The sequence below is a fragment of the Pseudovibrio sp. Ad13 genome, assembly GCF_001623225.1.
Taxonomy (GTDB): Bacteria; Pseudomonadota; Alphaproteobacteria; order Rhizobiales; family Stappiaceae; genus Pseudovibrio.
In genome coordinates this window covers 43996-59001 of record NZ_LMCC01000015.1, presented here as the reverse complement: position 1 = coordinate 59001, position 15006 = coordinate 43996, and the positions used below count along the sequence as shown (strand labels likewise).

The 15006-nt window shown below is 50.1% G+C and carries 8 protein-coding genes; 4 read left to right on the top strand and 4 right to left on the bottom strand.

All coding sequences use genetic code 11. The features are described from left to right. Positions 1 to 36 precede the first annotated feature (36 nt). Positions 37 to 4464, bottom strand: a complete 4428-nt coding sequence (locus PsAD13_RS17410) for a type I secretion protein (protein ID WP_193777066.1) — start codon at positions 4462 to 4464, stop codon at positions 37 to 39. Between the two features lie 305 nt (positions 4465 to 4769). On the opposite strand from PsAD13_RS17410, the gene PsAD13_RS17405 reads away from it, so the two are divergent. Further along, positions 4770 to 6197 (top strand): TolC family outer membrane protein, encoded by a 1428-nt coding sequence (locus PsAD13_RS17405; protein ID WP_063318994.1) that lies wholly within the window; start codon positions 4770 to 4772, stop codon positions 6195 to 6197. Positions 6198 to 6208: 11 nt separating this feature from the next. Then, positions 6209 to 6607, top strand: a complete 399-nt coding sequence (locus PsAD13_RS17400) for a hypothetical protein (protein WP_208986739.1) — start codon at positions 6209 to 6211, stop codon at positions 6605 to 6607. Between the two features lie 9 nt (positions 6608 to 6616). Here PsAD13_RS17400 and PsAD13_RS17395 read toward each other — a convergent pair whose 3' ends face one another. Continuing rightward, positions 6617 to 8956 carry a type I secretion system permease/ATPase gene (locus tag PsAD13_RS17395; protein ID WP_063318993.1) on the bottom strand — a complete coding sequence of 780 codons (2340 nt, stop codon included), beginning with the start codon at positions 8954 to 8956 and terminating at the stop codon, positions 6617 to 6619. Between the two features lie 171 nt (positions 8957 to 9127). On the opposite strand from PsAD13_RS17395, the gene PsAD13_RS17390 reads away from it, so the two are divergent. Beyond that, complete coding sequence (locus tag PsAD13_RS17390; protein WP_208986737.1) at positions 9128 to 10471, top strand: HlyD family type I secretion periplasmic adaptor subunit; 1344 nt, start codon at positions 9128 to 9130, stop codon at positions 10469 to 10471. Positions 10472 to 10477: 6 nt separating this feature from the next. Continuing rightward, on the top strand, positions 10478 to 11314 hold the full coding sequence (locus tag PsAD13_RS17385; RefSeq protein WP_208986735.1) for a transglutaminase-like cysteine peptidase: 837 nt from the start codon (positions 10478 to 10480) through the stop codon (positions 11312 to 11314). 21 nt (positions 11315 to 11335) lie between these two features. Here PsAD13_RS17385 and PsAD13_RS17380 read toward each other — a convergent pair whose 3' ends face one another. Next, the gene (locus PsAD13_RS17380) at positions 11336 to 12292 is read right to left on the bottom strand and encodes an ornithine cyclodeaminase family protein (RefSeq protein WP_063318991.1); all 957 of its coding nucleotides are present in this window, start codon (positions 12290 to 12292) and stop codon (positions 11336 to 11338) included. Between the two features lie 149 nt (positions 12293 to 12441). Next, positions 12442 to 13590 carry an iron-containing alcohol dehydrogenase gene (locus PsAD13_RS17375; RefSeq protein ID WP_063318990.1) on the bottom strand — a complete coding sequence of 383 codons (1149 nt, stop codon included), beginning with the start codon at positions 13588 to 13590 and terminating at the stop codon, positions 12442 to 12444. Positions 13591 to 15006: the final 1416 nt, after the last annotated feature.

Below are 15006 nucleotides of genomic sequence, written 5' to 3'. Positions count from 1 at the left end.
GCTTTCGGGGTTTTTCTTTGCGTTGAGCCTGATGAGTTATGCAGTGACAACGAGTGGTGCCTGATTTTCATCCACGATCAGCTCCAGTTGAGCTGGTGGAGATGAAAACTCCATGACCTGCACCATGTTGTGGTTTGTTCCAGCTCCATCCTGATCAAAACTTAGAACGCCTCCTGATAGCTGGAAGTAGTCTCCCGCATTTTGCTGCGTGACTTGTTCTGATCCAATCAATTCTGTCACATCCAGCCGATCAGCATCATCACCAGATGAATCATAGTCAGTGATGAGATCTGCAATTGTGAGATTGGAGAGATCCAGCACGAATGTATCGCTGTCTGCTCCACCTTCAAGTGTGTCCCTGCCACCCATTCCTGCAATCTTATCTCGGCCTTCCATGCCGGAGATATGATCGTCACCGTCGAGCCCTTTGATGAGCTCGCTGGTTTGAGTTCCCGTTAGCACATCATTCCCGGATGTGCCGAGTATGGGCGGTGCTGCCTGCTTGATGGAAATGAGATGGCTATCCGTATCTGTATCGCCATCCCCATCTTCAACTGAAATGAAAAACTGCAATGTTTGGTTTTGGGGAAAGTCCAGCCCCGTGTCGGCTGTAAACTCCCATGTGCCATCTGAATGGATGGTAAGTTCACCTTGCTGCGTGTACAGCGTGGTTTGTGTGTTAGGAGCCAAATTGACGATGTGTTGATCGTTTACGTCTGTGTAGACGGTCACTTGAGCGTATCCATCAGTGCCAGAGCTGAGGGAGAATGTATCGCTGATTGTCTCTCCCTCAGTTACGACGTTCTGTGTGTCTGAGATGTCGATGTCTGGATTGTCATCTTTGATTGAGATGTTGGTGATGCCTAGAGCCGTGCTGCCATCTGTATCCGTTGCGACAATGGGAACACCCAATATTGTGAAATCGCTGGTTCCGTTGGTCACATGCGGAAAATCTGCAAGCAGTGTGGCAGTTACTTGAACTGAACCCGTGGATCCAGCTGCAATGGATGAGCCTGTCAGGGCAAGCTGAATAACGTTTTGACCATTGATTGAGCCTGTGAGTGTTTGTTTATCAGCTGAAAGAGCCCAGTTGATGGAATTGACGACTACGCCACTGTCATCACGGACCTCAATATTGGATGTGTCTCCAATCGTGAAGCTGACAATATTGTCAGAGCCAGCTGTGAAACTCAGGGTATCGCTTTGTGTTTCTGCCGTGCTTGCTGGGTTTGAGCCAATCATATCGCCCGTCGGCTCATTGTTGCCGATCTGATCTCCCAAAGCGCTCTCATCAAGACTTAAAGCGATAATGTCGCCACCGAAGGGATTTGTGCCGTCGGTGATCGTGATGGTCTGTGTGTCAGCTGTTGTATCGCCGTCAGTATCCGTTGCGGTGATGGTGAAGGCTTGCTCTTGTGGATCATCGTTGTCCAGATTGGTCGTAGCTTCAAAGGAGTAGGTGCCATCCGGATTGACGGTGAGTGTACCTTTGGACAGCGTGAACGTGGCAGGGGTGTTGCCGGAAAGGGAGATGGTCTGGTTGGCTTCTCCGGGTACTGAGACAGTGATGTGTGTGACGCCATCGGCACCAGGGCTAAGCGACCACGTGCCGTTGAGTGTGTTGCCTTCTGCGACTGAGGCTGGCGTGTCTGCGATGTCCAGTTGTGGCGTGTCGTCAATGATGTTGACATGAATGTCGGCAGTGACTGTGTCTCCGTCATGATCTGAGGCGTTTATGGTGATGCCGTTGATCTTGATGGGATTTCCGCTTGCATCATGGGGAAAGGCATCTGTCAGTGTGGCTGTGACCTGTACTGAGCCTTGTTGACCTGCTGGGATGGCTGAAGCATCCAGTGCCAGAATGATTGCAGGCGTGCCGTTGATCGAGCCAATAAGCTGGCCATTCGAGACTGCCCAACTGATATTGAGAGCCGCATCTCCATTGGTGATTGTAATGCCTGAAGGATCACCAAAAGCGAATGTGGTGAGGTCATCAGAGCCTGCTGTGAAGGTGAGGGTACTGGAGATGTCTGTCTCGGCTGTGCTGGTTGGATCAGAGCCTGTGGTGCTGCCAACAGCCAGATCATTTTGATCCTGTGTTGTATCAAGGGCTGCTTCATTGACCGTGAGGATCAGGTCCACCGCTTCACCGGGCAAGTTGTCTGGCGGTGTCGGTGAGGCGCCATCGGTGATTGTGATGATCTGTGTGTCAGTTGTTGTATCTCCATCAGTATCCATTGCGGTGATGGTGAAGGCTTGCTCCTGCGGATCATCGTTATCCAGATTGGTCGCAGCTTCAAAGGAGTAAGTACCATCCGGATTGACGGTGAGCGTACCTTCGGGCAGCGTGAAGGTGGCAGATGTGTTGCCGGAAAGAGAAATAGTCTGGTCGACTTCTCCAGGGACTGAGACAGTGATGCGTGTGACGCCATCGGCGCCTGGATTGAGCGACCACGTGCCGTTTAAAGTGTTGCCCTCTGCTACTGAGGCTGGCGTGTCTGCTATGTCCAGCTGTGGCGAGTCGTCAATGATGTTGACCTGAATGTCGGCAGTGACTGTGTCTCCGTCATGATCTGAGGCGTTTATGGTGATGCCGTTGATCTTGATGGGATTTCCGCTTGCATCATGGGGAAAGGCATCCGTCAGTGTGGCTGTGATCTGTACGGAGCCTTGCTGACCTGCTGGGATGGCTGAAGCATCCAGTGCCAGAATGATTGCAGGCGTGCCGTTGATTGAACCGATAAGTTGGCCATTTGAGACTGCCCAGCTGAGGTTAAGAGCAACATCTCCATTGGTGATTATAATGCCTGAGGGATCACCAAATGCGAATGTGGTGAGGTCGTCTGATCCTGCCGTGAAGGTGAGGGTACTGGAGATGTCTGTCTCAGTTGTGCTGGTTGGATCAGAGCCTGTGGTGCTGCCAACAGCCAGATCATTTTGATCCTGCGTTGTATCAAGAGCTGCTTCGTTGACCGTGAGGATCAGATCCATCGTCTCACCGGGTAGGTTGTCTGGTGGTGTCGGTGAGGCTCCGTCGGTGATGGTGATGGTCTGGGTGTCAGTTGTTGTATCTCCATCGCTATCTGTTGCGGTGATGGTGAAGGCTTGCTTCTGCGGATCATCGTTATCCAGATTGGTCGCAGCTTCAAAGGAGTAAGTACCATCCGGATTGACGGTGAGCGTACCTTTAGGCAGCGTGAATATGGCAGATGTGTTGCCGGAAAGAGAAATAGTTTGGTTGGCTTCTCCCGGCACTGAGATAGTGATCTGTGTGACGCCATCAGCGCCCGGGTTGAGTGACCACGTGCCGTTTAAAGTGTTGCCCTCTGCGACTGAGGCTGGTGTGTCTGTGATGTCGATCAAAGGTGCGTCATCGATGATGTTAATGGTGATGTCACCAGTTGCCTGATTGCCTTCTTCATTGGTCACGCGGACTTTCAGCAGATCCTGCGGTGTGCTGTTGCTGTGATCACCTGATGCGTTGAGCGTGTAGGCCCAGTTGTAGGTTCCGTCTGGATTAATTGTGATTGTGTAGGTGCCGTGGGGCGTGGTGATCTGACCGCCGCTGGTGACATCTATCCAGATATTTTGTGAGGGATCGCAAACCTCGAGTGTCTGGAGCGGGGAAGAGCCACTCTGGATATTCATCGGTCCGGCAGTTTGAGTGATGGTCTGTCCAGCTTCGGTGCCAGACGCGAGGCCGGATTCGTATACATCATCAGTGTTGCCTGCGAAAAAAGCAGGTGTCACTTGCGGATCGGATAGGTCTGGCGTGGATGTGGTTTGTTGGTCAGGTTCGAAGGCGCCGTCTCCTAAATCACGTTCTAAAACCTCTTTATCGCGCTCTGAGGGCAACAGGAGTGGTGTGATTGGGAAAGCCGGCTGGACGACGATTGAGATTGGTTCGAAATCATTTCCGCTGCCAATGAGCTCATCGTTGGCAGGTAATGGAGACTGAGGCTCATTGTTGCCGCTTGAGGGCTCAGAGGCGCTTGATGTACCTGATGAGGTCTCTGGACCTGCACTTGGTTCTGCGTTTCGCGCAGCTGCAAATGCTGTTTGAATTTCCTGAGCGGTGAGGAGTTGATTTTCAATCTCAATAGAAGGTGGATTGTTGCTGTGACCTTCAATGATCAGACGTGTGCCATCTGCCAGGGTGATTTCGGTGGTGCCACTAGCGGTCTGGATGTTTGCAAGCTCCAGGCCTGATGGCAGCAGCAGAATTTCTCTGACAGGATCCCATTCCACCTCATTCAGAAGCAGGTTCATGCCACGTGGTTGGCCATCTAACGGCGTTTCTGACGTTGTTTCAATGTTATCAGGAAGTTCGATGATAAGCTGGCTGATGTTTGGCGCTGCTGAGCTGGCTTCTTGTTGAGGCCTACTCTCCGGCTCAGGGGCCTGTTCAGGTGTTGGTTGATTGGTTGGAAGCGCTTGAGGTTCACCGGTTCTGGTATTCGGCATGCAAGGCTCCCTTTGCAAACTGGAACAGGACGTTAGCGCGCCTTTTCTGAGTGAGAAGACAACGTCTCGCTGAAATTGTGCTGACGAATTCTAAATCAAATGGAGTTCAAATTTATATATACATTATACAATACGCATAACTGACAATATTAGAGGCCGCGTCTGTTGAGTTGATGTTGATATTACTTTTTGAGTTATTGATATTTATTACACTTAATTGCGTGAGGAATGACATTATATTAAAATAAAGTAAATTAAAGCTTCAGTTGCCCGGTTGTCTCAAGTATTGCGTAGAGGGCGTGTGTATGAAGTTGTTTGCGCCACTTATTCTTGGCGTTGCTGCCGTTGGCTTGTTGAGCGGAGCAGGCCACGCGATGTCTCTCAGAGATGCAGTTAACCTTACTGTCTATAGCAATCCTGAAATTGGAGAAGCGGTTTTTGACCGCAATGCGATTGGCTTTGAGCTGAAACAAGCTAAAGGCGAATGGTTGCCGCGTCTTGATCTTGAGTTTCGCGGGGGTGCCGAATGGGCTGATCGTAGTTTTACCCGTCAGCGGGATCAGTTCTTCTATGGCCCTTATGAAGTGAGAGCGACAGGTCGGCAAAAGCTTTTTGATGGATTTGCGACGACCTATGAGATTGAGCGTCAGAGAGCTCGTCTGGATGCCACGTCTTTCAGAGTTTGGGAGCGGTCTGAGTTCATCGGTCTGAGTGCGGTGCGTGCCTATGTGGAAGTTTCCCGTCTTTTTGAAGTGAAACAGTCTGCTCAACGCAATATTGCTTATCACTCCAAAGTGGCCTCGGATATGCGAGCAGGTTTGTCTCGCGGGGTTGTCTCCGTTGCAGACGTTCAACAGGCAAGTGAACGGGTGTTTGCTGCACGGCTTGCATTACAGGAGGTTGTTGAAGAACTTGAACTTGCTGAAGCCACGTTTATTGAGGTTGTGGGCAAGCCAGTAGGACGCTTGGGGGGCGTCCCCAGTGTTTCACGACGCATTCCTGGCACGCTTCCTGATGTTTTGAATGTAGCACGGCGGAACAATCCACTGATCGCGTTGCGCAAAGCCGATGTAGATGCTGCGAATGCGCAGATTAAGATTGCAGAGGCAGACTATTATCCAAGATTGGATCTGGAGCTTTCCTCGCGTGTTGGTGAAAACCTGAACGGATTTCCCGGCGTCAATAATCAAGCAACAGCGCTGGTTGTTATGCGTTGGAACCTCTTTAATGGTAATATCACGAAGAACAGGCGTGCTGAGCAGGTTGAGCGGGCAGGTGAGGCACGGATGAGAACGGCGCGTGCTTTCCGTGAAGTTGAGCGGGAAACGCGTGCTTCCTGGATCCGGCGTGTTGAGCTTTCCAAGCAGCTTGCAATCATCAAAAAACAGCTTTCAGCATCACAACAGCTTCTCATTTCATATGAAGGCCAGTTCACCGTTGGACAACGAACTCTGCTGGATGTTTTGGATACACAAAACACAGTCTTTTTTACTGAAGTCTCCGAGATATCTGCCCGCTATGCGCAAACCTTTGCCAACTACCGATTGCTGGCGGCAATGGGCGGTTTGCTGGAAACGTTTGATGTTCAACCTCCTGCCCAAGCCGAAGCGGGCTATCGTAAAGTACGAGACGATGAGGAAACAGAGGGCTGGCTGCCGGGGAAAGTGTTGCCAGGCGTTTCAGCTCAGTGGGCGCGTGGGACACCTGTTGCCATGCCTAAACCGAAACAATGAGGGAGGGGATTTTGGGCAGACTTAAATTTGCAACGGGCATGAGCGGTCCTGCACTCCTCATCTGGGGGGCTGCCATGTCTCTTTCGGTATGGGCAGGAGATGCTGTCAGCGCGGACCTTGCCGTTGCCACCTCCGATTATTATCGCGGTGGTGTATGCTATAATTTCAATCTGCGACACCCCGAGGAGCTGCACAGCGAGGTTTCTGTTCGGGTGCGTGATTATTTTGAGGAGGCAAATACCGTTGTTGTTTCCGCGCAGCACAGCTCAATCGTGCAGTTGCGATTTGATTGGGCGCTGGAAACAAGAGACTGGTGTGGAGTTGCCATTGGCTACATGAAAGATGCGGTTTGGGATGATGAAGCCGTCAATCGCTGTCTTTGTTTTCGCGAATACATGAGAGAGTACTAAGTCTTCAGGTCATCCAGTTCCTTTTGAAAGGATATGGATGACTTTTTCCTTTGGGCCATCAGCGAGAATACGGCCCTTATCCAGAATGATCAGCCTATCAACCAGAGAAAGTGGCGCGGTGCGGTGTGTGGCAATGACTAAAGTTTGCTGCGGGGTGACCGAGGATGAGAGGGCATTGATGAACTGCTGTTCGGTCTGGCCGTCCATCATACCTGTTGGTTCATCCAGATACAGTAGCTTTGGGGAGCCCATGAATGCTCTGGCCAGGATGAGCTTTTGTCTTTGCCCGGATGATAGATCACGGCCACCTTCCTCAATCAATCTGGCAAATCCGTGCGGATGAGCATCGATAAACTCCAATGCTCCGGAAAGCTCACTTGCTTTGACCAGCTCTGCATCTGAGGCTTCAGGGCGACCTAATTTGATGTTGTCTCTGATGGATCCAGAGAAAAGGCTAGCATCCTGCCCGATGTAACATATGGATCTTCGCAGTTCCGTGGGTGCAAATTGCTGATGATCCAAATTGTCGATGGCATAACTTCCTGACTCTGGAGAATAAAGACCGCTCAATATTCGGCCCAGAGTGGATTTGCCAGAGCCGACAGGACCGAGTATGGCGATGCGCTCTCCTGCGGAAATGGATAGGTTCAGGTTTTTCAATGTTGGCTCTGCAGCCTGCGGATAGGTGAAACTCATGTTCTTTAGAGAAACCTGAGCGTGATCAATGGTTTTGCTTAGATGTCTGGAGGCCCATGGTGTTTCTCGCGGCAATTGATTGATGGCATCCAGTCTTTTGTAAGCGGTTTTGACCTGTTGGAACCGTGCGAGAAAGCTGGAAAGTGTTGCTAGTGGGGCAACAGCTCGTCCCCCAAGGATCACACAGGCGACAATGCCGCCCATGGAGATAAGCTTTTCTGAGAACAGATATGCGCCTGTGACCAGAAGTGCGACTGTGGTGAGTTGCTGCAAAAAGCCCGTTAGGTTTAAAGCCCATGTAGAAAGCGATCTGACTTTGTTTTGTGCTGAGGCTGCTGCGGCTGTGGCACTCTCCCATTTGCCAAGAAGCTGTCCTTCTGCGCGTTGGAGCTTGATTGTCTCCAAGCCGTAGAGGCTTTCTACCAGCAGTGCATTGCGCAGAGTAGCATCAGCAACTGTTGCCTCTACTGCTTTTTTGAGAGGGAACTGCATTAGCAGTCCAATTGTGACCACGCTCATGATTGCTGCAAGAAGCGGATAAACCATGGGGCCACCGATATACCAGATCAGGCCTAGGAACATACCGAGGAAGGCAAGGTCTGCGATGGCAGCGATTGTTGCTGACGTCATGAACTCGCGAATGGTTTCGAACTCACGCATTTCGTTGAGGAAGCCTGCAGTGCTTGCAGGGCGATGCGCCATTTTCAAGTGCATGGCCTGATCAAACAGTCTGGAGGAAATTATCAGATCAGCTCGTTTGCCTGCAAAATAGATTAGGGAAGCACGCAGTGACTTCAACAGCAGGTCAAATAGTAACGCGCCCGCTACGCCAAGAGTGAGAACCCAGAGTGTAGGGAAGGCCGAGTTGGGTAAGACACGGTCATATACGTTCATGGTGAAGAGCGGTGAGGCCAGCGCTAGCAAGTTGATGAAGGCTGCAGCAAGCGCAACGAAAGCGTAGTCTCGTGCAACGGCTCTAATGCCACTGAAAAACCAATGGGAATTGCCTTCCTTAGCTGTTTGCTCCTGTGAACCTTCTGGTTTGTAGAAGGGCTTTGCAACAATGATTTCTCCGCTGCAGAGTGCCTGAAGCTCATCCACCTTAGCCAGAACGGCGCCGCCATCTGCATGCGGGAGGGCGACTGCATAGGATTTTTCATCGTACTTTTCCAGAATGACCAATGCACCACCGGACTTGAGGAGTAAAACTGCAGGAAACAAAAGTGAGGAGAGATCTGTGACTTTCTGATGGAAAGCCTTGGTCGAAAAGCCAGCGCGTTTGAGAGCTTTTTGTAGCAAGTCAGCAGTGAGTTTGCCCTTCTCCAGGGGAAGACCTGCGATGAGGTTTTCTGAATTTGCTGGCATGTTGTGTTGAACCAGCAGAATTTCGAGACATCCCCGCAGTGGATCAATCTCGATTAAATCTGACAGTTGAGCGTTTGATGTAGTGTCCTCTGCAGGTTTTGTGCTTTCAGGTTCCCGTTTTGCTTCTTGATTTTCATCTGGCGTAACAGTCGAAACTGAGGCTTCGATGACTGGGTCACTCTCTTCATGCGTGGAAGATATTTTAGTCGTCGTTGTGTCTTCTTCGTTTACGGAAGGTGGCGTCTTTTCTTTTCTTGTTTTCGGCTTGGCCGTTTTTGTCAGTTCCAACCTGCAATTCTCCGCAATAGATCCCCGTAGTATTCAGAAAAACCAAGGAGAGTTACCTTTGGTAAGGATAACTTGATTCCGGCTGGTCGCGTGCCTCTGGAACTTGTTGGGGAGTTTCTTGGGGGATTATCTTTGCGCCTATTGCATCTGATGGAACGGGTCACAAATTGGATGAGGCTTGGATCTGAAACCACACGGCTTCCGCGTGGTGCTGCGCAGGTGTCAATTGGTTTGGAAAATGCCGTTTTTGCACGCACACGCTTATTAGTCCTGATGATCGGATTGCTTTTGATTTCGTTTGTCCTTTGGGCCGGTTGGGCGCAGCTGGAAGAAGTTACCCGTGGAGATGGACGTATCATTCCATCTGCGAAGATACAGGTTATTCAAAGCCTTGAAGGTGGGATTGTTAAAGAAGTGCTTGTGAAAACGGGTGACCTCGTCAGTAGGGGAGATGTCCTGATCCGCTTGGATGATACGGGTTTTTCTTCCAACCTGGGTGAACTGGTGGCAAAACAACTGGCACTGGAGATCGCTCGTGAACGGTTGGACTTTCAGTCCGTCTGGCCGGAGCGTGGAGAGGAGCTAGCTTATAGCGACCACTATCACGAGAATGCTCAGCAGATTGTTGCTTCGGAGCTGTCTCTTTTTCAGGCCAATCTGGAAGGATTGAAGGGCCAAGTTGCAATCAATCGTTCGCGCGTTGCACAGCGTATGGCGGAACTTGAAGCCTCTGAGAACCAGCGACGGAAGGTTCTTGATTTATTGCGTCTTGCAAATGAAGAAAAAGAGTTGAAAGCGCCGCTTGCTGAAAAGCAGATCATTCCGCGTACAGATATGCTCAAACTTCAGCGTGAGATTGGTGATCTGGAGGGGCAGGTCAACACGCTTCAGGTTACAGCAGGGCGTTTGCAGGCAGCTGTTGAGGAGGCTGAACAGGAAATTGAAGGTGTTTACACCAAGTTCCGGCAGGCAGCCCGCGCAGAGCTGAGCGAGGTGCAGGCTCAGTTGGATATTATTGCAGAAGCTTCCAAAGGGGCTGGTGATAAAGTCGATCGCGCAGATATTCGCGCCCCCATGGATGGCATCGTCAACACGATTGATGTGAGCACAATTGGCGGCGTGGCTTCACCTTCTCAGCAGCTTATGACCATCGTGCCCGTTGAAGATGTTTTGCTTGTTGAGGCAAAGGTGAAACCTCAGGATATCGCCTTTATTCACCAAGGACAGCAGGCGCTTGTTAAGCTCAGTGCTTATGATTTTTCCATTTATGGCGGACTGGATGGGCAAGTTGAGGGAATTTCTGCAGACACTGTTTACGACGAAAATACTCGTGAGCAGTTTTACTCCGTAATTATCAAAACGAAACAAACGGAGTTAGAAAGTCGCAACAAGAGTCTTCCCATCCTTCCGGGGATGGTCGCCTCCGTCGATATACTCACTGGAGAAAAGAGTGTGCTTTCTTACATTCTTAAGCCAGTTAATCGTGCACGTGAGGAGGCGCTAAGAGAACGGTAATGCGTTATGGCTCTTCCGGAATACCGGGGCAAGCACCGTAGAAAACGTGGTTTGTTGCGACGAAGCTTTGTAGGGATGGTGGTCAAAGCCGCTTTTCTGACTGGTATTGTGGCTAGCATGTCCACTGCGCAAGCTCATAATCTGCGGTTCAGCTATCAAAGCAAAGTGCGCCGCCGCCGTCTGTTTTCCCTAATGAGGTTTACGGGGCCAAACGCTACAAAAAAGAGGGAAAGCTTTGGGTTGTTTGGTTCGGTTGAAATTAGTGGTGGCAACAGCCAGGCTTTCAGGAAATGGCAGGCCGTACTGCCTGAATGTGACCAACAACTGGCCTCCTTGAAAGAGTGCTTTGCCGGAAATCTGCGGTGTGCAGGCTCCGTTGATTATTGGTCACGCATTGTCCGGGGTGTCGGGATCAATAAATCACTGCGGCAGCTTTCGCTGCTCAACTCTTACATCAATGAAAGTGCCGGATACGATCCTCAGGCGGTTGCCGCTGGGCAGGCGGACGTCTGGCGCGCGCCTTTGCAGTTTCTGGGCTTGCGAGGTGATTGTGAGGACTACGCGATTGCCAAGTATTTCAGTTTGTTAGCGCTGGGCTATGAAGAAACGGATCTGCGAGTTGTTGTGTTGAAGGATAGCAGAAGACAAGTCATACATGCAGTGACCACGGTTCAGTTTCAAGGCGCGTGTTATGTGCTGGATAGTTTAAGGCCAGTTGCGACCAAGGAGATCGACCTGCTTCATTACCAACCATTGGTGTCGATGCAACGGGATCTGCACTTTACACACTTCAGGACAGCAGAGATGCGGCAACGGTTTTGGGCTCAGTACAGGAATGGATAACCGTGCTGAGCGAGGATTTGTCTATGCGTTTAGCAACTTTTTTGAGTTCTCATAGGCAAGGATTGCTCCTGCCAAATCCTCTAATGCAGCTCCAACTGATTTGAAGAACGTAATCTCGTTTTCACTTGTTCTGCCATTGTTGCTGCCTCTGGTGAGATCATAAAGATCAGCTTGAACATCCTCAGGCTTCAACGTGCCATTCGCAAGCGGGATGGTCAGGTCCCCGGCTTCTTTCATAGCACCTGCGCGCGTATCGACGAAAATTCGTGAGCGGGAGATAGTCGTGTCATCAGCTTCGCGCATATTTGGAGTGAACCCGCCCACAAGGTCAAGATGACAGCCATCGGACAACCATTCACCTTGTATGAGGGGATCATTAGACAGTGTTGCAACGGAAACGATATCAGCCTGCTCAACAGCTTTGGGAAGGGATTGCTCTGCTACAACCTTGACGCCAAGTTTTGCGCTTAGTTCTTGCGCATTGTCCTTGGCTTTATCGAAGTTCCGGCCCCAGAGGGTTACAGTTTCAATCTGTCTTGTTGTGCAATGCGCCTCAATGAGGTTTGCGGAGAGACGGCCCGTGCCGACCATTGTCAGGGATGTTGCGTTTTTGCGAGCAAGGTAATCAGCAGCAAGGGCGGAGGCTGCCGCTGTGCGACGCGCTGTAAGCTCGCCGCCATCAACCAACGCTAACGGTGCACCAGTCTTGCCGTCGGAGAGCAGATAAGTGGCGGAGACTGCAGGAAGACCGGCATCTGCATTACTTGGAAAAACGCTTGCGAGTTTTACGCCGAAATAGGCACCTGATTGCCAGGCAGGCATGAGCAGCAAGGTGGCATCTGCTTTATCCGGCACGCCCATGGTGTGATGGTGCCGAACCGGCATTTCGCAGCCTTCTTTGAACATTGATCTCAAAGCCTCGACCAGTGGTCGGAAGGGCAGGGCGTTTTTAGTTTGGGTATCGGATAACTGTAACATACCCGTTTCTCCCTTATAATTTGCGAAAGGATGCGCTGATATCTCACAGGACTAGCGGGCGACGGATGTGTTTGTCACTTGAGTTTTCGCGAGAAACGGGTTGTATGCACAAAAAAGCCCGCCGTACAAACGGCGGGCTGTCTTTTGGCTCAGCGTGCTGAGTACACGATGTCTTTGATGACATTCGGCGTGATCTTTCCATGCTCACCGATGGCTTTTAAAAAGTCGCGGCTTTCGATGATGTGCATGAGCGTGTCGATGTCGTTTTGATCTGTGATGTTGGCATCTGACAGACGTATTGGCATGGCCAGTTGTTGGTAAAACTCTTCGATCGCATCAATCGTCTTCTCAGCCAGATCTTCAGATGGAGGCAGTGAGAACACAGCTGTTCCCATTTGCTCCAGTTTTGCGCGCTTCAGTTCAATCTGACTGCGCAAGAAGCTTGGTTGAATGATGGACAGTGTTTGGGCGTGGTCAATGCCGAAACACGCTGTCAGTTCATGTCCAATCTGGTGTGTTGCCCAATCTTGCGGCACACCAGATGAGATGAGGCCATTTAAGCCCTGGTTTGCTGCGTACATCAGATTTGCGCGCCATTCATCAGTATCGCGCTCGGGATAGCTCTTGCCCAGTTGAACGAGCGTTCGTAGCAATGCTTCCGCATATCCATCCTGTACCAATGCGCCGGTCGGGAAGGTCAAATATTGCTCGCAGACATGCACGAAGGCATCGATCAGCCCGTTCCTGAGTTGGCGTTCTGGCAGTGTTTTCATGGTGTCAGGATCGAGAACCGAGAACACAGGGAAAACAAGAGGAGAGCCGAAAGCGAGTTTTTCACCTGTCGACTTGCGGGTGATGACTGAGTTGCCGTTGGATTCAGAGCCTGTTGCAGGAAGGGTCAATACAGACGCGAGTGGTGTTGCCTTTTGAATGCGATGTTTACCGCTTGGAATGTCCCAGTGATCTCCGTCATAGTGTGCAGCTGCTGCTACAAACTTACAGCCGTCGACAACAGATCCGCCCCCAACTGCGAGGATGAAGTCCAGATCTTGTTCTTTCACCAGCTCTACGGCTTTTTCTAGGGTTTCGAAGTGTGGGTTGGCTTCGATGCCAGAAAATTCAACCACGGTGAAACCTTCAAGCGCGCTTAACGCTTGCTCGTAAACACCGTTCGCTTTGATCGATCCACCACCATAGGCCAACAAAATGCGACTTCCAGTCGGGATCTGATCCCTAATTTCCGATATTTTCCCTTGACCAAACAAAAGTTTAGTTGGGTTTTGATAATTGAATTTCATTTGATTGCCCGGACAATTGAATTGTGCATACCGAACTTAATGCACTTTTCTCGGGTTTGAAGGGCCGAAGTGAAACTAATTCACTTAAATGATTTGTTGAGTGATGAAAGAGGTTCGGAATTAAGCAAAGGTGCTGCTAGTTCACTTAGAACTAGGGAAATTGCGGTTCCAACCTTCCATCCTCATTAATGTAATTGAAAATGCTTAGTGACTAATCCGAGCTTTAAATGAAGTTGCTTGTGGTTTGGATTAATGACCAGCACCAGGCGGTTGACACTGTCGCTGTATGAGTTAGAAGTAAAATACTACTGATTTACTAACTTCATATGGTCTTTGATGTTCTAATGGGCAACGCATGGTTCAGATCTATGCGATCAAACAGATCAGTGTGACAGAACAAGCCTTTATCGCTGTAAGGAGTACAGCAGAATGAGCCTGGACCAGCTCAAGTAATTGAAACGGTTATAGAAAGAGAATAAGCACCCGCGGCGTTTGGTTTGGGATATTGCACGGGATACTCTGATTTTGAAGGAAGCAGTACTGAGAAACTTCGGAATCCTTGATGTACGTTGGACTGCACCGACCATGTGCGTAGTCAATACAAGGTTCGGGTTTGCCGTTTTCTGGCGCAACATCGATCAACGCTGCGGTAATTGCCACGTAGGCGTGCTGACAAAGAACGCCTGATTGCGGATATGATTGAACCGAATTACTGCCTTGTTAAGAGACGCCGGCGGGTTGAGCGTTTATGGCGATATAAGAAGCTTAAAGTGCCCATGAAACTGCCAAAGAAAGAACGGCTCTGGCTCAACGATGGATCGTGTTTCCGCCTACGGCCGGAATATTGCAAAAATATCTGGTTGTATGACTTCGCACATCATTGAACTGTCGACGGCTGACCCCTCAGAACGTTCAACATCTTGGATGGACGTAGCTGGGAATGTTTAGCTAACTGGAGGAAGTAAAAGTCGAACTCGACCGAGATCATTAATGCTTCGTCAGACGTGTTCATCTTGCTAGTTGTGCCAGCCTATATCAGGGTAGTCTGTGCCCAAGTTCATAGCAAAGATCGTCAGGAGCTGTTCAAGGCTATTGAGCCTGAACCATTCTGAGAAAATGAGTACTGTGAAAACTTCAGCGGGAGAATGCTGGAAGAAATGCTGAGCGGTGAAATCTTCCACTCACTGAGCGAAGCCCAAATAATCATCGAAATATGGCGGAGCCACTACAACACTGCACAACTCAATAGTGCTCTGAGCTAACACCCATCTGCGCCAAAGGTCATAGTATCGATGGTGCCAAAGACCAACGATGCAATAGCTTTCAATCTGGATCATTCGAGTGAGGACATTCATTGATGAAAGATTTCAGAGCTGAGAAAATCAAGTAAACTTATTGAGCCATAACTAGTTTTGA

Excerpts from the sequence above, each read along its gene's own strand:
- PsAD13_RS17410 (WP_193777066.1), bottom strand. The coding sequence starts at position 4,464 with ATGCCGAATACCAGAACCGGTGAACCTCAAGCGCTTCCAACCAATCAA.
- PsAD13_RS17405 (WP_063318994.1), top strand. The coding sequence starts at position 4,770 with ATGAAGTTGTTTGCGCCACTTATTCTTGGCGTTGCTGCCGTTGGCTTG.
- PsAD13_RS17390 (WP_208986737.1), top strand. The coding sequence starts at position 9,128 with ATGAGGCTTGGATCTGAAACCACACGGCTTCCGCGTGGTGCTGCGCAG.
- PsAD13_RS17385 (WP_208986735.1), top strand. The coding sequence starts at position 10,478 with ATGGCTCTTCCGGAATACCGGGGCAAGCACCGTAGAAAACGTGGTTTG.
- PsAD13_RS17380 (WP_063318991.1), bottom strand. The coding sequence starts at position 12,292 with ATGTTACAGTTATCCGATACCCAAACTAAAAACGCCCTGCCCTTCCGA.
- PsAD13_RS17375 (WP_063318990.1), bottom strand. The coding sequence starts at position 13,590 with ATGAAATTCAATTATCAAAACCCAACTAAACTTTTGTTTGGTCAAGGG.